This window comes from Phaeobacter sp. CC-HEC084 (assembly GCF_059429255.1).
In genome coordinates this window covers 708,938-727,047 of the sequence record NZ_JCAIJQ010000002.1, presented here as the reverse complement: position 1 = coordinate 727,047, position 18,110 = coordinate 708,938, and the positions used below count along the sequence as shown (strand labels likewise).

At 62.7% G+C, this 18,110-nt stretch carries 21 protein-coding genes and 1 other RNA gene; 10 read left to right on the top strand and 12 right to left on the bottom strand.

Annotated features, from left to right (window positions below):
- The first annotated feature begins 180 nt into the window (after positions 1-180).
- Entirely contained in the window at positions 181-1,137 is a 957-nt protein-coding gene (locus tag AC5SSZ_RS03890; RefSeq protein WP_495437061.1) for an NADPH:quinone oxidoreductase family protein, read from the top strand.
- A 96-nt stretch (positions 1,138-1,233) separates the two neighbouring features.
- Here the strand turns inward: AC5SSZ_RS03890 and AC5SSZ_RS03885 are convergent, their stop codons facing one another.
- Positions 1,234-2,115: a LysR family transcriptional regulator gene (locus tag AC5SSZ_RS03885; RefSeq protein WP_274828342.1), complete on the bottom strand. Its 882-nt coding sequence runs from the start codon at positions 2,113-2,115 to the stop codon at positions 1,234-1,236.
- A gap of 124 nt (positions 2,116-2,239) precedes the next feature.
- On the opposite strand from AC5SSZ_RS03885, the gene AC5SSZ_RS03880 reads away from it, so the two are divergent.
- The 3 genes from AC5SSZ_RS03880 to AC5SSZ_RS03870 all read left to right on the top strand — a co-directional run bounded on the left by AC5SSZ_RS03880 (position 2,240) and on the right by AC5SSZ_RS03870 (position 4,022).
- A complete protein-coding gene (locus AC5SSZ_RS03880) occupies positions 2,240-2,449 on the top strand; it encodes a DUF1127 domain-containing protein (protein WP_495437059.1) in 210 nt (69 codons plus the stop codon).
- 205 nt (positions 2,450-2,654) lie between these two features.
- The gene (locus AC5SSZ_RS03875; RefSeq protein WP_495437057.1) at positions 2,655-3,431 is read left to right on the top strand and encodes a Bax inhibitor-1/YccA family protein; all 777 of its coding nucleotides are present in this window, start codon (positions 2,655-2,657) and stop codon (positions 3,429-3,431) included.
- Positions 3,432-3,548: 117 nt separating this feature from the next.
- Positions 3,549-4,022 carry a GNAT family N-acetyltransferase gene (locus AC5SSZ_RS03870; protein ID WP_065270783.1) on the top strand — a complete coding sequence of 158 codons (474 nt, stop codon included), beginning with the start codon at positions 3,549-3,551 and terminating at the stop codon, positions 4,020-4,022.
- A 40-nt stretch (positions 4,023-4,062) separates the two neighbouring features.
- Here the strand turns inward: AC5SSZ_RS03870 and AC5SSZ_RS03865 are convergent, their stop codons facing one another.
- From AC5SSZ_RS03865 to AC5SSZ_RS03830, 8 genes are all read right to left on the bottom strand, one after another.
- The gene (locus AC5SSZ_RS03865; protein WP_065270784.1) at positions 4,063-4,476 is read right to left on the bottom strand and encodes a hypothetical protein; all 414 of its coding nucleotides are present in this window, start codon (positions 4,474-4,476) and stop codon (positions 4,063-4,065) included.
- A gap of 233 nt (positions 4,477-4,709) precedes the next feature.
- Complete coding sequence (gene rpmG, locus AC5SSZ_RS03860; RefSeq protein WP_065270785.1) at positions 4,710-4,877, bottom strand: 50S ribosomal protein L33; 168 nt, start codon at positions 4,875-4,877, stop codon at positions 4,710-4,712.
- A gap of 109 nt (positions 4,878-4,986) precedes the next feature.
- Positions 4,987-5,400: RNase P RNA component class A (rnpB, locus tag AC5SSZ_RS03855), an RNA gene on the bottom strand.
- 60 nt (positions 5,401-5,460) lie between these two features.
- A complete protein-coding gene (locus AC5SSZ_RS03850; protein WP_495437053.1) occupies positions 5,461-6,177 on the bottom strand; it encodes an N-acetylmuramoyl-L-alanine amidase in 717 nt (238 codons plus the stop codon).
- Positions 6,177-6,953, bottom strand: coding sequence for a hypothetical protein (locus tag AC5SSZ_RS03845; RefSeq protein ID WP_495437051.1), 777 nt, complete (start codon positions 6,951-6,953; stop codon positions 6,177-6,179). The genes AC5SSZ_RS03850 and AC5SSZ_RS03845 overlap by 1 nt, the downstream gene beginning before the upstream one ends.
- A gap of 51 nt (positions 6,954-7,004) precedes the next feature.
- Positions 7,005-8,492, bottom strand: coding sequence for an Asp-tRNA(Asn)/Glu-tRNA(Gln) amidotransferase subunit GatA (gene gatA, locus AC5SSZ_RS03840; protein WP_495437049.1), 1,488 nt, complete (start codon positions 8,490-8,492; stop codon positions 7,005-7,007).
- A gap of 3 nt (positions 8,493-8,495) precedes the next feature.
- Positions 8,496-8,783 (bottom strand): Asp-tRNA(Asn)/Glu-tRNA(Gln) amidotransferase subunit GatC, encoded by a 288-nt coding sequence (gene gatC, locus AC5SSZ_RS03835; RefSeq protein WP_065270789.1) that lies wholly within the window; start codon positions 8,781-8,783, stop codon positions 8,496-8,498.
- Positions 8,784-8,905: 122 nt separating this feature from the next.
- Entirely contained in the window at positions 8,906-9,538 is a 633-nt protein-coding gene (locus AC5SSZ_RS03830) for a Spy/CpxP family protein refolding chaperone (protein WP_495437046.1), read from the bottom strand.
- Between the two features lie 187 nt (positions 9,539-9,725).
- Here AC5SSZ_RS03830 and AC5SSZ_RS03825 point away from each other — a divergent pair, with 187 nt between their 5' ends.
- Positions 9,726-10,418 carry a metal-dependent hydrolase gene (locus tag AC5SSZ_RS03825; RefSeq protein WP_495437044.1) on the top strand — a complete coding sequence of 231 codons (693 nt, stop codon included), beginning with the start codon at positions 9,726-9,728 and terminating at the stop codon, positions 10,416-10,418.
- Here the strand turns inward: AC5SSZ_RS03825 and AC5SSZ_RS03820 are convergent.
- The 3 genes from AC5SSZ_RS03820 to AC5SSZ_RS03810 all read right to left on the bottom strand — a co-directional run bounded on the left by AC5SSZ_RS03820 (position 10,415) and on the right by AC5SSZ_RS03810 (position 12,413).
- Positions 10,415-11,023 carry a DNA-3-methyladenine glycosylase I gene (locus tag AC5SSZ_RS03820; RefSeq protein ID WP_495437041.1) on the bottom strand — a complete coding sequence of 203 codons (609 nt, stop codon included), beginning with the start codon at positions 11,021-11,023 and terminating at the stop codon, positions 10,415-10,417. The two genes, AC5SSZ_RS03825 and AC5SSZ_RS03820, sit on opposite strands and share 4 nt — an antisense overlap.
- A 70-nt stretch (positions 11,024-11,093) precedes the next feature.
- Positions 11,094-11,954, bottom strand: a complete 861-nt coding sequence (locus AC5SSZ_RS03815; RefSeq protein WP_495437039.1) for an aminoglycoside phosphotransferase family protein — start codon at positions 11,952-11,954, stop codon at positions 11,094-11,096.
- A 9-nt stretch (positions 11,955-11,963) separates the two neighbouring features.
- Positions 11,964-12,413, bottom strand: a complete 450-nt coding sequence (locus AC5SSZ_RS03810; protein WP_065270794.1) for a nucleoside deaminase — start codon at positions 12,411-12,413, stop codon at positions 11,964-11,966.
- 61 nt (positions 12,414-12,474) lie between these two features.
- Here AC5SSZ_RS03810 and AC5SSZ_RS03805 point away from each other — a divergent pair, with 61 nt between their 5' ends.
- The 5 genes from AC5SSZ_RS03805 to AC5SSZ_RS03785 all read left to right on the top strand — a co-directional run bounded on the left by AC5SSZ_RS03805 (position 12,475) and on the right by AC5SSZ_RS03785 (position 18,103).
- Positions 12,475-13,602: a pseudouridine synthase gene (locus AC5SSZ_RS03805; RefSeq protein WP_495437036.1), complete on the top strand. Its 1,128-nt coding sequence runs from the start codon at positions 12,475-12,477 to the stop codon at positions 13,600-13,602.
- A gap of 164 nt (positions 13,603-13,766) precedes the next feature.
- Complete coding sequence (locus AC5SSZ_RS03800) at positions 13,767-14,681, top strand: 5-bromo-4-chloroindolyl phosphate hydrolysis family protein (RefSeq protein WP_495437034.1); 915 nt, start codon at positions 13,767-13,769, stop codon at positions 14,679-14,681.
- Between the two features lie 25 nt (positions 14,682-14,706).
- Positions 14,707-15,897 (top strand): toxic anion resistance protein, encoded by a 1,191-nt coding sequence (locus AC5SSZ_RS03795; protein ID WP_495437032.1) that lies wholly within the window; start codon positions 14,707-14,709, stop codon positions 15,895-15,897.
- 124 nt (positions 15,898-16,021) lie between these two features.
- A complete protein-coding gene (locus tag AC5SSZ_RS03790; RefSeq protein WP_495438317.1) occupies positions 16,022-16,888 on the top strand; it encodes a DUF2927 domain-containing protein in 867 nt (288 codons plus the stop codon).
- Between the two features lie 63 nt (positions 16,889-16,951).
- Entirely contained in the window at positions 16,952-18,103 is a 1,152-nt protein-coding gene (locus tag AC5SSZ_RS03785) for an SPFH domain-containing protein (protein ID WP_065270797.1), read from the top strand.
- Positions 18,104-18,110 lie beyond the last annotated feature (7 nt).

Sequence of the window (18,110 nt, the reverse complement as noted above, 5' to 3'; positions counted from 1 at the left end):
AGGTCAGTCGCGGTTGAAGATATCCAAATACATGATTTCATGCATCATTTTGTCATGCTAATGCGACCAACAACATGTGAAATAATGCCTCCCCATAAATAGCGAGGTGAATTTGCGGCGTCTGTTGTCAAACAGTCACGCAACGAATCACCTTTCGCGCGGCAAAACCAAGAGGACATCATGCAGGCTTATCAGGTCACCGCCTTCGACGCCGCCCCGGAACTGATCGAAATTACCTGCCCGGCTCCGGCTGCAGGCCAGATCGCTGTCAGGATCGCCGCCTGCGGGCTGAATTTCGCGGATCTGCTGATGCAGAAAGGCACTTATCAGGACACCCCCACCCTACCCTTCGTACCCGGCTTGGAGGTCTCTGGCACGGTAACCGCGCTGGGAGAAACGGTAACAGAGTTCAAGATCGGTGACCGGGTTGCAGTCTTCTGCGGTCAAGGTGGCTTGGCTGAAGAAGGTGTGTTTGACGCCAGCCGCGCGGTCCGCATTCCGGACAGCATGAGTTTTGAACACGCCGCCGCGCTGCAGATCGCCTATGCCACCAGCCTGGTGGCGCTGGATCACTGCGCCCGGTTGCAACCGGGCGAAACCCTGCTTGTCACCGGCGCTGCCGGAGGCGTTGGGCTGACCGCAGTGGAGATTGGCAAGCTGATGGGCGCCCGCGTTATTGCTCATGCGCGCGGCGCCGACAAACTGGAGGTGGCCCGGGCCGCTGGAGCGGATCACGTGATCGACGACAGCGAGGATCTGCGCAGCATCGTAAAGGACCTGGGCGGCGCCGATGTTGTCTATGATGCGGTCGGGGGCCCGGTGTGGAAAGCTGCCTTTAGGGCGACCAATCCCTGCGGGCGGCTGCTGCCGATCGGATTTGCCAGCGGCGAGGTTCCCCAGATCCCGGCTAATCATCTTCTGGTCAAGAATCTGACCGTGATCGGCTTTTATATCGGCGGCTACATGAAAGCCCGGCCAGAGGTCATTCAGCAGGCCTTTGCGACCCTGTTCGACTGGCACGCAGCCGGTCGGATCAAACCGCATATCAGCCACGTCCTGCCACTATCGCAGGTCGCGGAAGGAATGGAGCTGCTGCGCAGCCGGGCCTCGACCGGGAAGGTCGTTATTACCCCGTGACAGGTAAATAGAACCGGGAAATCGCCATCGCACGGTTATAGGGCCATGGCGATCACATCCCTTTTCGAGAGCCGTTTACTCCCTCAGCCCCTTTGATCAGCCCGCCGCGCGCAACTGCGCCGGACGCAGAGCGGCAAACCCCTGCCGAATGATATTGGCCAGATCGCCAACATACTCGGCCCGCACCCGATCCGCGCCATAGAGGTTGATCTGCTGCACCGGCAAGGCAGGCAGCACGCCGCCGTGTTCGATGACCTCCTGATGCGCAGGTTGGGTGCCCTCCAGCAGAACACCGATGGCAAGGTCAGCACTCACCGTGGCCTCAACCGTGCGGTCGGATTCGCTGTCCACCGCCATATCCCACTCGATCCCCACCTCATCCAGTGCCGCGGTTGCAGAGGCCCGGAAAATACAATTGCGGCAAAAGCCAAGACGCAGCGGTTGCTGGCGCCAGGCGGAGCCGTTCACCGCCCCGATCCAGCGCAGCGGCATTTCGTGGATGGGCTCGCCGCCCTCGCCCGCAGTTCCCTCGGTCGTCAGGATCAGGTCATAGGCCCCCTTGGCGAAGCCGGCCTTCAGATCGCGGGTATTCGAGGTCACCAGATTGACGCTGACGCGGGGAAAGCTGGTGTTGAACCGCTGTAGTACGCGCGGGATGACCGGATAGACCACGTCATGCGGCACCCCCAGAACAACCTCACCTTCAAAAGCCTGATCGGTCAGCCGGGTGATCACCTCGTCGTTGAGCGCGACCATGCGGCGAGCATAACCGAGCAGTTGTTCCCCCGACGGGGTCAGGGCAATGGAGCGTCCCGACCGGTCCAGCAGGTCAAGCCCCAGCAACTCCTCCAGCCGTTTCAACTGCATCGAAACCGCCGATTGAGTGAGATGCAAAAAACCTGCTGCGCGTGTCACGCCACCGTTGTCTGCCACTGCCACAAATGAGCGCAGCGTCGTCAGGTCCAAATTTCTAATCATCACGACCTCTGATGGAAGATATCAAAAACATTCGTTTCCAATATTAATCACACTCCCCCATATACATCAACAGAATTGATAAAGACCCACGATACCATCACGAACGAAAGAAAGGACACGAGTCATGACCTATATCTCCACCACCTCGGTCAGCCCAAAACCCCGCCGCAGCCTCGCGGGTCGCATCAAAAGCGCATTCGCTCTGACCCGCCAGCGGCGCGCGCTGGCAAAACTGGACGCTGAGGCGCTGGCAGACATCGGCATCAGCCGCGACGCCGCCAAGGAAGAGGCCCGCCGCCCGTTCTGGGACGCACCGGATTCCTGGACGCGCTGACAGAGACCTCACAGATGACAAATGACGACTGAAGGCGCACCCGCTGTAATGGTGCGCCTTTTCATGTTTTTGCGGCAAATCTTTTCATCGCAGACTTGAACCGTATGGGCTTTGACCCGATATTTGACGGGAATGTTGTGCACGGCCGTTGAACTGGCTGTTCCGCGCAACTGGGGAGACTTTTTGAAAACGGAGACCATGATACATGGCACAGTTTGACACCATTCGTTCTACAGCAGGCGCACGCACTGCCGAGATCGATGCGGGCCTGCGCGCCCATATGAACAAAGTCTACGGCACCATGTCCGTGGGCACGTTCATCACCTTTCTGGCCGCCTGGGCCATCGCGGGCCTCGCGGTGACAACCGATCCGTCGGCCGCCTCTGCACAGCTGAGCGCCGACAAGTACCTGACCAGCCTCGGCTATGCGATCTACGCGTCGCCGCTGAAGTGGGTGATCATGTTCGCGCCGCTGGCCTTCGTGTTCGGCTTTGGCGCCGCCATCAACCGCCTGTCGGCCTCGGCCGCGCAGCTGGTGTTCTACACCTTCGCAGCCGTCATGGGCCTGTCGATCAGCTCGATCTTCCTGGTTTTCACCGGTGAATCGATCGTTCAGGTATTCCTGATCACCGCCATCGCATTCGCGGGCCTTTCCCTGGTGGGTTACACCACCAAGAAAGACCTTTCCGCAATGGGCACCTTCCTGATCATGGGGCTGATCGGCCTGATCGTGGCTTCGGTGGTGAACATCTTCATGGCGTCCTCCGCCATGGCCTTCGCCATCTCGGTGATCGGCGTTCTGATCTTTGCAGGCCTCACCGCCTATGACACCCAGAACATCAAGAACACCTACCTGCAGATGGCCGAATCCGGCGATCAGGAGTGGCTGGGCAAAGCCGCGATCATGGGCGCCCTCAGCCTGTATCTGGACTTCATCAACCTCTTCATGATGCTGCTTCAGCTGCTTGGGAACCGCGAATAACGCCACCGGCCATACCAAGACTTCAGCAAGGGGCGGATCACATCGATCCGCCCTTTCTTTATGCCCAGCCGTTTCTTTTTGGGCTGGGCCTTTTGAACGGACCACGGGATTTAGAAGATGAAGATTACCGATATCACCGCCCGCGACGCAGGGCGTATTGTTCCCTTGCTGCGGGACCTCCATGCACAGCACGCGGAAGAACAACCCCTCCGCTACCCGTCTGCCCCGGCGGACAGTGACATTGCAGACTGGCTGTCAGACTGGATGGAAAAGGACGGGATACAGGCAATCGCCGCGCAAAGCCCCGCAGGCGCCCTAATGGGCTATGCTATCTATGAGATCGAAGACCAGCCTCACCTGCCTGTGATGCGCGGCGGCAAACGGATCCAGTTGCATCATATTGCCGTGGATCCGCCATTCCGCCGTCTGGGAGTTGGTCAGGCACTGGTGACAGAAGTGAAATCCCGCTGTCAGACACTTGGCATCGACACGTTGACCACAAGCTTTGCCGTCTTTGACACGGCCTCAGCCGGGCTGATGAGCAGCATGGGATTGCAGCCGGTTACGACCGTCGCGGAATGGCGCGCCTGAGGCTCATCTCCACAAGCCCCCAGACCAGCTGAGAGGGGGCTCAGGAGCAGCTAAGACCGGTGGCAAGGGCAACCGTGCCCCGGTCGCTGCCGAGCACCTGAACCTCGCCTGAGACGCTGCAGCCGCTTTCGCGCGCCGCAATGGTCTGGAAATCCGCAGGTGTCATGTCAGGCAGGTTACCAATCACGCTATGCGCAGGGGCGCTGAGCACCGCGAGCCCGGTCGAGCCCGCCCGTACAACGGAGAGCGACAAGGCCCGGCCCTGCACCTCGACCCGCAGGGTCTGGCTGCCCGAGCGCGGCGCTGTCGCAGGCTGCTGAGTTCGACCAGCGGTCAGGGACAGCGGCCCGGCCATCACCGGCGCCGGAACCGGCACCACGCCCGCAATCGTCGCCTCCGGAGAGGGCGCCACGGCCACGGCAAAAACCACGCTGAACAAGATACGCCTGAACATACTATCACCCACTTGTCTCATTTACCCACGTAAACAAGTTACGACCGAAATGAGGCGAAAAGGGGAACTATCCTTTCGTACAGGCGGCTAAACTATCGGGTAATTTTTTCAAATTCGAACAAGCTCTCACCTGCCCTGCGCCTGCAACGACCGCCGAAAACCCGGCTCCAAACACGAAAAAGGGCCACGCGCGCGGCGTGACCCTTTTTGAAAATCCTGTATGCCTGATAGGCTTACTTGATTTTGCCTTCTTTGTACTCGACGTGCTTGCGCGCAACCGGATCGTATTTCCGGATGACCATTTTTTCGGTCATGGTGCGTGCGTTTTTCTTGGTCACGTAGAAGTGGCCCGTGCCCGCGGTCGAGTTCAGGCGGATCTTGATGGTCGTCGGCTTCGCCATGGTGCTTCTCCTGCGTCCGAAAAGGCAGGGGGCCTCTCGGTAAATTCCTATATGAGCGTGCGCTTTTACCTGCACTGCCCCCCAAGTCAATAGGATTCGGGGGGATATTTTGCGCAGAAGGCCTGTAAGCCGGATTCTGTCCCGAGACTTGCGCCTCATGGACGGCCATTCATCTGCGATACGCATTGCTGCGTACCTCTAGCTGCCAACCCGGCCCCTCTTGGCTAAAGCATGCCTAGCGGCGGTATCCCGTTGCCGGGACCTGCCCGCGCGGGGGCCCTATTTGGCGTTGCTCCCGGTGGGGCTTGCCGTGCCGCCCCTGTTGCCAGGGGCGCGGTGGGCTCTTACCCCACCGTTTCACCCTTACCGCGCCCTGATCCGTTGCCGGGGGCACGGCGGTTTCATTTCTGTGGCGCTATCCGTCAGGTTGCCCTGCCCGGGCGTTACCCGGCACCGTTGCTTTAGGGAGTCCGGACTTTCCTCGCGGAGGGCAAGCCCCCAGCGCGGCCGTCCAGCCTTCTGCGCAGGGCTGCACCTAGGCCCTGGGGGCTGACAGGTCAAGGGTGGTTACAGCCGGTCTCATTCAGACCCAGAGGTCTGCCTGGCCCAGCGGCGCGAAATCCTCCGCACAAAGCGCCCCGCGGGCCTGGGGACGATAGCGCAGCCGCACAGCTGCCAGCAGCGTCTCATCCTCCACCGGGGCGGTATATCCGATGTCGCGGGCATAGGCGCGGAAACGCGCCATATCAGCGCTCTCTGACTCCATCAGGCTCTGCCCTTGCCCATCCGCTTGCGCTACCTGCCGGGCGAGCCCCTGACGGGCCAGCCGCGCCCAGTCGAACCGGGCACCCGGATCGCATTTGCGGCCCGGCGCCATGTCCGAATGGCCGATCACCGCCTCGGGCGCGATCTCCCAGCGGCGCAGGATATCGCCCAGCAGTTGCTCCAGCCGCGCCATCTGCGGTTCGGAGAACGGGTGATCGCCGCGATTGTCCAGCTCGATCCCGATGGACCGGGAATTGAGATCCTCCAGCCCGCACCATTCGCCCGCACCAGCGTGCCAGGCGCGCTGCGCCTCCTCGACCATCTGCCAGAGGGTGCCATCCTGTCCGATCAGGTAATGGGCCGACACCTCGGCCGCAGGATCACACAGCCGCTGCAGGGCAGCCTCAGCCGTCTCCATTGCTGTGTAGTGCAGAACCACGAAAGCCGGCGTCAGACCGTCACGACGCGGACCGAAATTGGGGCTGGGATGCCAGATCGCCCCGGCCTCATCCCCTGCCCTGCCAGCCCCGGACATCAGGAGTCTTCGCGCAGGACCAGACGATAGGGGGACGGGTCCCAGCCGCAGGCATAGCCATCCCCATCCGGGTCCAGCGCGTAGCGGTCGCGTTTGGGGCCGCCTGCCTCAAGAAACGCCACCTGCGCCAGTTCGGGCGAGGCATAGCCCGCGCAGTTGCGCGACGAGCGGGCCTTCAGATTGATACCCGTGCGGCTGAAGATGCGGTTGCCCGGCGGGTTCGAAGTGCTGAGCGCGTATTGCACGATATTGGGATCCCGGTTGCCCGCAGAGACCGTGGGCAGCGCTGTCGGCTCCACCACCTGATACTGCGCACGCTGCCGTTTCAGACGCTCTGCATCGCTTTCGATGGTCTGGCGCGAGGACACCGCATCAAAGCTGTTTTCGTCCGACAGACGCGGGTTGCCGCCGACGATCTGCGGCGCCGGGTTGTCCGGGCTCGCTTCAAGCGGCGCCTGACCGGAGTTGGCCTGCGCTGCACTCAGGGCCGCTGCCGTCTCGCGGGCGATATCGGCATTGCTGCCGGTGTTCGCCGCGGTTCCAGCCGCAGCGACCGAGGTTGCGCTGCTCTGATCTGTCGGCATTACCAGAGGCGCGCCGACAACCTGGGGCGCGGGGATCAGCGGATCACCGTTGATCGTAGTGCCCTGCGCCGGACGGGCGGCGAAGGGATCGCCGTCCACGCCCACCCCGGCGGCGCTGTCCGGCACTGGCGGGCTGCAAGCTGCAAGGGCCAGAAAACTGCCAGCGGCGGCGAGGGAGACGAAGACGCGCATCGGGATCACCTGTTTATGGTCGTATGGTTTATGCTCTTGTTTGAGCCGGTTTTACCACCATTTCCCCGGCTTTGCCACAAACCCGGCGGCCTGCTCCAGCGCATAGGCGGTGTTCAGCAGATCGCCCTCTTCCCAGGGGCGGCCGATCAGCTGCAGGCCCAGCGGCAGACCCTGAGCATCGACACCCGCAGGCACAGAGATGCCCGGCAGGCCCGCAAGGTTCACAGTGACGGTAAAGACGTCATTGAGGTACATCTGCACCGGATCCGCATCGGTCATTTCACCCAGCCCAAAAGCAGCAGAGGGCGTCGCCGGTGTCAGGATCGCGTCCACGCCTGCGGCAAAGACATCTTCGAAGTCCTTCTTGATCAGGGTGCGAACGCGGCGGGCGCGGTTGTAATAGGCGTCATAGAAGCCTGCCGACAGCACGTAGGTGCCGACCATCACGCGGCGCTGCACCTCGTGGCCAAAGCCTTCGGCGCGGGTCTTTTCGTACATCTCGGTGATGCCATCGCCTGCTTCCAGCGTGGCGCGGTGGCCGTAGCGCACCCCGTCATAGCGTGCCAGGTTCGACGAGGCTTCGGCCGGGGCGATCACGTAATAGGCAGGCAGCGCGTATTTGGTGTGCGGCAGCGAGATGTCGACGATCTCGGCACCTGCATCCTTCAGCATGGCGGTACCATCGGCCCAGAGCTTTTCGATCTCGGCGGGCATGCCTTCCATGCGGTACTCTTTCGGGATACCGATCTTCTTGCCCTTGATGTCGCCGGTCAGCATCGCCTCGAAATCCGGCACCGCCAGATCGGCGCTGGTGCTGTCCTTGGGATCATGCCCGGCCATGGCTTCGAGCATGATCGCCGCATCGCGCACCGATTTGGTCATCGGTCCGGCCTGATCCAGCGAGGAGGCAAAGGCCACGATGCCCCAGCGCGAGCAACGCCCGTAGGTGGGTTTGATGCCGACGGTGCCGGTAAAGGCCGCAGGCTGACGGATCGAGCCGCCGGTGTCGGTGCCGGTGGCCGCAAGGCACAGGTCCGCTGCAACAGCCGCAGCCGAGCCGCCCGAGGAGCCACCCGGTGTCAGCTTGGCATCGCTGCCGTCACGCCGCCAGGGGCTGACCACATCGCCATAGGCAGAGGTTTCGTTGGACGAGCCCATGGCGAATTCGTCCATGTTCAGCTTGCCCAGCATCACGGAACCGGCATCGACCAGTTTCTGCGAAACGGTCGACTCATACTCGGGCTTGAAGCCTTTAAGGATGTTGGAGGCCGCCTGGCTGTCCACGCCCTTGGTGCAGAACAGATCCTTGATCCCGACCGGCAGGCCGCACATGGCAGGCGCATCGCCTTCCTTGATGCGGGCATCGGCTGCCTTTGCGCGCTCTAGCGCGATCTCGGGCGTCTTGTGCACGAAGGCGTTCAGCGCATCGGCGCCTTCGATTGCCTTCAGGCACGCTTCGGTCAGCTCGACAGAGGTAGTGTCGCCTTTGCGCAGGGCATCGCGGGCCTCGGCCAGGCCCAGTTTGTTCAGATCGCTCATGTCTTACTCCACCACCTTGGGGACCGCAAAGAAGCCCTCGCGGGCGTCGGGGGCATTGGCCAGGATCTTGTCCTGCTGATTGCCATCGTTCACCACATCCTCGCGCCGCTTCAGACGCTGCGGCGTGACCGAGGTCATCGGCTCGACCCCTTCCACGTCCACTTCGTTCAGCTGTTCGATGAACCCAAGGATGGTGTTGAACTCGTCTGCCAGCGCAGGCAGCGCGTCCTCTTCGACCTTGATCCGGGCCAGTTTGGCCACTTTGGCGGCTGTGCTTTGGTCAATCGACATGGAAACCCTCATCTCGTGTTACAGACGCGTTTACCGCCGCGCCGTCCGCGCCGCAAGCGGGTCTGCACCGAAAACGGGTGTCTATGCCCTCCCCGGCCACAGGCTGGGGAGGGCAGGAGCGCTCATTCGCAGTTATTGTGCATCCGCCACATCGCGGGGTCATGGCCATACGGCACCGCGTCGCAAGGATCAGCCGCGTAGCCGCGCAAGCGATTATAGGCGGCAATCTGTTCGCCCGAAAGAAACTGCACCGTCTGCAAATGCCGGGACAGGTGGACATACCGCAGATCCGCCCGCGCCGCGCCTGCTTCGGAGACCAGGCGCCGCAACTCATCGGCGTCGAGGTTGCCTGAGGCAAAGGCCTGATCAAGACGGTCTTCGGCCGCAATGAAGTCCTCTGCGGCCTGCTGCGCGTCGGCGGCCATTTCGTGATGGATCTGGCGCACCTGCTCGATCTGCGCCGCGCTCAGCCCGATCTGCGGTGCCAATTCCAGAAGATGCGCGGGCCCGGGCCAGCCATTCAGTTCCGCCGGAAGAGCAAAGCCCCAGCCTTTGCCCGCGCGCAACTCTGCAATGTCCGCATCCGAAAGGCTCTTGATTCGCCGACTTTGTTGCCCCGCATAGGGCTGCGCCTCATCACCCTGATGCTGCTGGTGCCCCTGGTGCCCTCCCGCGCCCTCGGCATGGCCAGGCGCAGCGGATATTGGCGCAAGTGCCAGCAGGCTCAGAAGAACGGTGGCCTTCGACCCGATCATTGTCACAGCACTGCCTCCCATCATGTTCTGACGCCCATGAGGGCACATTCACCGCTAGAGCACAAGTTTGCTGCGAAACACTGCGGACCGGGGCCCTGACCGGGCCCGCAGGACAGCAAACCGATGGAAACAGGCATTCGGCGTGCTAGGGTGAGAGCAGACAAATCAAGGAATTGGGAGAGACACCATGAAGATCATCTGGCTGGGCCACGGCAGTTTCCGTTTTGAAACCGAAGGAAAGGTGCTGCTGTTGGACCCCTGGCTGACCGGCAACCCCAGCCTGCCCGAGGACCAGCATGATGCCGCCATCGAAGGCGCCACCCATATCATCCTGACCCACGTGCATTTCGACCATGTGGTCGATGTGCTGCCGCTCGCGAAAAAACTGAACATTCCCGTGGTTGGCCAATATGACATCATGGGCTTTTGGGGCGAAACCGAAGGCGTCGAAACCGTCGGCTTCAACAAGGGTGGAACCGTCGATCTGGGCGGGCCGAAACTGTCGATGGTGCCCGCCTCGCACAGCTCGACCTTTGCCACCCCCGAAGGCCCGCGCACGGGTGGGTCGGAAGTCGGCTATGTGCTGCAGGCCGAGGGCAAGACGATCTATATTTCCGGCGACACCGCGATCATGGCAGACATGGACTGGATCGGGGATTACTACAAACCCGATATCGGCATTCTCTGTGCTGGCGGTCACTTCACCATGGACATGACGCAGGCGGCCTATGCGGCCAAGAAGTACTTCAACTTCAAGACGGTGATCCCCTGCCACTACAAGACCTTTCCCCTGCTGGAACAATCCGCAGAGGATCTGAGCGCAGGCCTGCCCGGGGTCGAAGTGATCGAACCTGAGGTGATGACAGCACTTGAGGTCTAAACCGGCTTCGCGAACGCCGCCCGCGCGCGGGCGGCCTTTTCTCTGCACCAGCAGCCCAGCGCGTGGTCATTGATCAGCCCCATCGCCTGCATGAAGGCAAAAACGGTGGTGGGGCCGACAAACTTCCAGCCACGTTTCTTCAGCGCCTTTGACAGCGCCACGGAGTCCGGGCTGGTCGACCTGGTCTGCGGCTCGGGCAGACTGTCCGGGTCCGGCTCAAAGCTCCAGAAAAACGCAGCCAGGGATCCGGCTTCTTCGACAAGCTCCTGCGCGCATTTCGCATTGTTGATCACGGCTTCGATCTTGCCGCGGTGGCGGATGATCCCGGCATCCTGCAACAGGCGCTCCACATCCGCATCGGTGTATGTGGCGATGACATTCCAATCAAAGCCCGCGAAAGCGGCGCGAAAATTCTCGCGCTTGGCCAGAATGGTGCGCCAGCTGAGGCCGGACTGGAAACTTTCAAGACAGATCTTTTCGAACAACCGGATATCGTCGCTCACCGGATAGCCCCATTCCGCATCATGATAGGCATCAAATTCCGGTGCGCTGGCGCTCCAGCCGCAGCGGGCAAGCCCATCTTCCCCTACGACAATCGCGGACATCGCCTTCCTCCCGGCTCGACCAATGAAACAAAAAGCGAACATGTCATGGTGTGCATGGGCCGTCCAGTGCCTAAACGCGCGACAGGTCTTGCACCGTCGCGCAAGACAGCAGCGCCGCCAGCAGGTCCAGTTCATCATCCTGCGCCAACCGCCCTTTACTGCGCCAGGCAATGGAGAGCGCGCATTTGACCGCTGCCCATTGCAAAAGACGCTGACGATCCACCGCAAATCCTACTGACCAGAGATCGGCCAGCATCCCGATCCGGCGCGGGTCGCGGGTCAGGTCGGGGGTTCCATAGGGATGGCGAAAGGCATTGGCCAACTCGTAGGTCCGCTCTCCAACGATTCCCTTGGCATCAAAGGCGCAATACCCGCGCGGCGTCTTCATCACGTTGCCATGATGCAAATCCCCGTGCAGCGGGCGCACATCCACCTGCGCGTCGAGAAGATCGCGGGCCAGCGTCTGACACGCGGCAATCGCCGCCTTGTCTCCCGCCGCACAACTTGGTGCAGGTTTCAGATGGAACAGCGCATCAAAACGATCTTCCAGCCGGGGATAGCCCTCCGGCGCCTGCCCCGTACCGGGATGTAGGCCAGAGGCGACCCTCACCAGTTCGCGTGCAGCCATTTCGTCCTCACCGGCAATTGCGAGATCGGCGAGTGATGGCCCCTCCAGCCATTCGACCAGGGCGGCATCCGGACGCAAGCCATAGACCTGGGCCGCGCAACTCTCGGGCGCAGCTTGCAGAAACCGAAAACCGCTGGCCTCGCTGCCCATGCCCCGGGCGCCATAGTATTTCAGCACTGCGGCACCGCCCCCGGCGCGGGTGACTTTCCACAGGCTGGCAATGGCAGTGGTCGCGATCCACTCCGGCGCCGCCACCCTGAACGCGACAAGAACCTCTTCCGGCGGTTTCACATGCCCTTCCATTCCGGCCCCCTATCGTTTTGCGGTAAAGAACTCTTTCAGAATGGCAGCACAGTCCGCTTCGGCAATCCCTTCGTAGACCTCGGGCACATGGTGTGCCTGCGGGTGTGAAAACACGCAGGCGCCATGGGCAACGCCGCCGGATTTTGGATCAGAGGCGCCGTAGTAGACCCGCGCGATACGCGCCGCTGCGATGGCCGCCGCACACATGGCGCAGGGCTCCAGCGTCACATAGAGATCATATCCCGTCAGTCGCTCCCCTCCCGCTGCGGCGCAGGCGGCGCGGATCGCCAGGATCTCGGCGTGGGCGGTGGGATCGTTCAGCTCCCGAGTGCGGTTTCCGGCCCGCGCCGCGACCGTCCCGTCCGGCGCGATCAGAACCGCGCCCACCGGCACCTCGCCGCGCGCGGCGGCAGCACGAGCCTCTTCCAGGGCCAGGGTCATGTGAGAACGGAAAACCATGGCCTTCCCTGCCGCAGAATGCCCGCTTTCGCAAGACGCCGGAATGCTCTATGGCGAGGGGATGAGCAAAACACCCGCATCCCCCAAGCGCCCGCACCGCCCCAAAGGCCCGGCAGGCAAAGCCGCGAAACCGTCGCGTCCCGACGCCACTGCAGGCGACAAGAGCACGGGCACGCCTGAAGGTGACCGGATCGCCAAGGTTCTGTCGCGGGCCGGCGTTGCCTCGCGGCGCGAGGCCGAGCGGATGATCGCCGAGGGGCGGGTTGCGGTGAATGGCAAGGTGATCGACAGCCCCGCGCTGAACGTCACGGCGCGGGACCGGATCCTAATCGACGGCCAGCCCCTGCCCGAGGCAGAAGCGCCGCGCCTGTGGCTTTATCACAAACCCGCCGGACTGGTGACCACCACCAGCGACGAGATGGGCCGCACGACCATCTTTGACGAACTTCCCGAGGATCTGCCGCGGGTGATGACCGTCGGGCGGCTTGACCTCAATTCCGAAGGGCTGCTGCTGCTGACCAATGATGGCGGCATCAAGCGCAAGCTGGAACTGCCCTCCACCGGCTGGCTGCGCCGCTACCGGGTGCGTATCAAGGGCCGCCCGCAAGAAACGGATTTCGAGCCGCTCCGCAAAGGGCTGGTGATCGACGGCGAGACGTTCCAGCCCATGACCGTGGCGTTGGACCGCCAGCAGGGGGCAAACGCCTGGCTGACCGTGGGGCTGCGCGAAGGCAAGAACCGCGAAATCCGCCGCGCCATGGAGGATATCGGGTTTTCCGTCAACCGCCTGCTGCGCCTGTCCTACGGCCCGTTCCAGCTGGGCAATCTGAAACCTGGGGAAGTCGAAGAACTGCGCCCCCGGGTGATCCGCGATCAGCTAGGTCTCGAAGACGACACCGAAGAGACGCCACAGACCGACCGCCCCCAGCGGCGCAAACCGATGCGCGGCAAGCGCCCCGGCCGCCGCAAACCCGGCACTGACGCCCCTGCCCCCTATAGCGGCGGCGGCGCTGGCAAACCGCGTGGCAAATCGCAGGCCAAACCACAAGGAGCCCCGACGGGCAAATCCGGCCATACTGGCGGCGGCAAGCCTGGACAGCTTGGCAAACCGGATACCCGCGGCAAGGGACGCGGCAGCAATGGCGCAAAGCCCGGCAATCGTCCAATCGGCAAGAATCCCCGCCGCTGAGGCATTTGCCCGACACTTCCCCCTAGCAAGGCGGCCTGCAATCCCTTAGATTTCAGGCATGTAAATCGTGTCATGGGGGAACCCGCGTGCAGAAAGTCGCCTTCGCCGCCCTGCTTGTTCTGATGTTCGGACTGAGCACCGGATGGATTGTGGGAGGCTGATCCATGGCACAGAGGTATGGCGGCAAATACAGCCCCGATGGCGCCGGTGATCCGGCCGCCTTGGGTGACACATCCCCGCCAACGGGCAAAACCAATTCCTTTCGCAGCGCACAGGTCGATCCTGTCGGCGCCCGTGCCAACACCATGTTCGTGCCTGGAGGCGTGCTGCTGATCCTGTCGCTGAACGACGGGGCCACGGGTCTGGCGCTTGGCGCGATTGCAGCTGCCCTCTGGACCGGGGCCGCCTTTCTTCTGCGCGAAGGGTTGCGGGCCGAAACCGCCTTTGCTGCGCGCCGTGTCGCGCGCAAACCGGCCTTGCCGCGCAAGATCCTCGCCTCGGTTTTGACCGGCGCCGGGGCCGCGCTGGCCGCCTGGAAGGCAGAACCGGGGATCATGATCGCCGCCGTCTACGGGCTGGCAGCCACCGGCCTGCATCTGGCCGCCTTTGGCCTTGACCCTTTGCAGGACAAGGGCGTGGAGGGCGTGGACGATTTCCAGCAAAGCCGCGTTGCCCGCGCCGTGGATGAGGCCGAAGCCTACCTTGACGCCATGCGGGACGCGGCGCTTAGGGCGCGTGACCGGCAGCTGGAGGCGCGTGTGGATCAGTTTCAGGCTGTCGCCCGGGACATGTTCCGCACCATAGAAGAAGACCCGCGCGACCTGACCGGTGCGCGCAAGTATCTGACCGTCTATCTGCAGGGCGCGCGCGATGCGACGATCAAATTCGCCGATATCTATGCCCGCAGCCAGGATCCGCAGGCCCGTAGTGACTACCTTGCCCTGCTGGAAGATCTGGAACAGAATTTTGCAGCCCGTACGCAAAAGATGCTGCTCGAAGACCGCAGTGACCTGACCATCGAAATCGACGTGCTGCGCGACCGCCTGCAGCGCGAAGGGGTCCGCCTGGACCGCAATTGACACTTTGACCCGAGGAACGCCACCGATGTCCGAGACCGTTCAGAAGAAAGCAATCGAAGCCGAGGCCATGGTCACGGAGGTGACGAGCGTCGCGCTTGCGGATCCCACGGGGGACATCCAGCCGCTGGAGCAGGCGGATGAAGTCACCAGCGAAGCGATCCGCAGCCGCATGGGCGAAATCGACATGAGCGACAGCAACTCGATCATCGGGTTCGGATCCGGCGCGCAAGCCGAATTGCAGACCATCAGTCAGGCGATGCTGGCCGATGTGCGCAACAAGGATGTCGGCCCCGCCGGGGACTCTCTGCGGGATATCGTCACCACGATCCGCGGCTTTTCCGTCTCGGAACTGGATGTACGTCGCAAACCCACCTTCTGGGAGCGCCTGCTGGGCCGCGCTGCGCCCTTTGCCAAATTCACCGCGCGCTATGAAACGATCCAGGCGCAGATCGACAAGATTACCGATGATCTTCTTGGCCATGAACACGGGCTGCTGAAGGACATCAAATCGCTCGACATGCTGTATGAGAAGACGCTGGCCTTTTACGACGAGCTGGCGCTCTATATCGCGGCAGGAGAGGCCAAGTTGGGTGAGCTAGACAGCAGCGAAATTCCCGCGCTGGAAGAAGCCGTCGCAGCAGCCGCCGAAGCCGATCAGGTGATCCGCGCGCAGGAACTGCGCGATCTGCGCGCCGCCCGGGACGATCTGGAACGCCGGGTGCACGATCTGAAGCTGACCCGGCAGGTCACCATGCAGTCGCTGCCCTCGATCCGTCTGGTGCAGGAGAACGACAAATCGCTCGTGACCAAAATCAACTCAACGCTGGTCAATACCGTGCCGCTCTGGGAAACCCAGCTGGCGCAGGCGGTCACCATCCAACGCTCGGCCGAGGCTGCTGCCGCGGTGCGCGATGCCAATGATCTGACCAACGAGCTGCTGACCTCCAACGCGGCCAACCTGCGCGAAAGCAACAAGGCGATCCGGCAGGAAATGGAACGCGGTGTGTTCGATATCGAAGCGGTGAAACAGGCCAATGCGGATCTGATCGGCACCATTCAGGAAAGCCTGCAGATCGCCGATGAGGGCAAGGCCAAACGCGCCGCTGCCGAGGGCGAGCTGAAGAAGATGGAAGCCGAGCTGCGCGATACACTGGCCGCCGCCAAGGCGCGCCGCGATGGCATCGGAGACAATGCCGGCACAGCGGTTCCGTCCTGACCTGATGATCTGGCAAAAACGTCATAGGTCGGCGGCGATTTGTGCCGAAGGCAGCGCCGGGCGGGCAATATCCGCGCCTGTACGCCTTGCCGCGCTTTTGGGGTTGGGCCTGCTGTCGGCCTGCATGCCCATGGGCCGCAGCGAGTCCGTCGTGCCAAAACCACGTCCGGCTGCCATGGTCGCGCCCGCTGCGCCCTCGGCCGCCAGCGCAGAGTTGCGGCAATATTACCGTGTCCTGCAGCAGGACCTGCTGACGCGAGGCCTTTTGCGCACCGATGGCGGCGGACCCGATACGCCTTATGATGCCGAGGATCTGGCGGAAAACTTCGAAGCGATTTCCTTTTTCAACGAATACGCCGGGCGCGGTGGCGGCGCCACAGGCGGGCTCAGCCGCTGGTCCGGACCAGTGCGTTTGCAGGCTGAATTCGGCCCCTCGATCCCCGAAAGTCAGCGCCGCGCCGATGGCGGGCGGGTTGCTGAATACGCCACGCGGCTCGGGCGGATCACCAACCATCCCGTTGCGGCAGTGGCGAAGCGCGGCAATTTCCACGTCCTCTTTGCCAGCAAGGACGACAGCGCCTTTGTGGCCAAACGGGTCCGTGAACTGCTGCCCAATATCAGCCAGAACGATTTCCAGCTCTTCGTGAACCCGCCACGGACGCATTACTGCTTTGTCCTTGCCGGCGGCGCCCAGGGCAGCCCCTTCGACTATATCCGCGGCGTCGCGCTGATCCGCGCGGAGCATCCCGATCTGGTCCGGCAAAGCTGCATCCACGAGGAAATCGCACAAGGCCTGGGCCTGCTCAACGACAGCCCCCGGGCGCGCCCGTCGATTTTCAACGACGATGACGAATTCGCCTTTCTGACCAGCCATGACGAAAAGCTGTTGCAGATGCTTTATGATCCAAGACTGAAAACCGGGATGAGCGCCGAAGAGGCCCGCCCGATCACCCGCATTATCGCCCGCGAAATCATGGGGCAGCCCCTGTAAGGTAGCCCATGCGCCCATCGATGAGGCTCCCCGCAGGCACACCGTAGGAAGAGGACCTGAGATATGGGTATTTTCGACTTTCTCACCGGAGAGTTCATCGACGTCATTCACTGGGTCGATGACACCCGCGACACCATGGTCTGGCGGTTTGAACGCGAAGGCCATGAGATCAAGTATGGCGCCAAGCTGACGGTGCGCGAAGGACAGGCAGCCGTGTTCGTGCACGAAGGCCAGCTGGCGGATGTCTTCACCCCCGGTCTCTATATGCTTGAGACCAACAACATGCCGGTGATGACAACGCTGCAGCACTGGGACCACGGGTTTCAGTCGCCCTTCAAATCCGAGGTCTATTTCGTCAGCACCACCCGGTTCAACGACCTGAAGTGGGGCACCAAGAATCCGATCATCTGTCGCGATCCGGAGTTCGGCCCGGTGCGTCTGCGCGCTTTTGGCAGCTACTCGGTGCGGGTGGTGGATCCGGCGCGCTTCCTGACCGAGATCGTCGGCACCGATGGCGAATTCACTATGGATGAAATCAGCTTCCAGATCCGCAACATCATCGTGCAGGAGTTCAGCCGCGTCGTTGCCAGCTCGGGCATTCCAGTGCTGGATATGGCCGCCAATACCGCCGATCTGGGCAAACTGGTTGCGGCCGAGATTTCCGCCACCGTGGCCGAATATGGCCTGGCGATCCCGGAGCTCTATATCGAGAACATCTCTCTGCCGCCTGCGGTCGAACAGGCCATGGACCGGCGCACCCAGATGGGGATCGTGGGCGATCTTGGCCAATACACCCAGTTCGCCGCTGCCGAGGCGATGGACGCTGCAGCCCGCACCCCGAACAGCGGCATGGGCGCCGGTTTGGGAATGGGGATGGGCATGGCGATGGCCCAGCAGATGGGCAATGCCATGTCGCAGGGTGCTGCGGGTCAGCCGTCAGGTCCCTGGGGCGCCCGCCCCGCGCCCGCTGCTGCGCCGATGGCCCCGCCGCCGCCCCCGGTCGAACACGTCTGGCATATCGCGGAAAACGGTCAGACCTCGGGGCCCTATTCCAAGGCGCGTCTCGGACGCATGGCGCAGGAAGGACAGCTGAAGCGCGACACCCACGTCTGGACCCCAGGTCAGGATGGCTGGCAGCGGGCCGGTGATGTCGCCGAACTGGCGCAGCTTTTCACCATTCTGCCGCCTCCGCCCCCGCCGCCTCCCGCGGGCTGAATTCGGG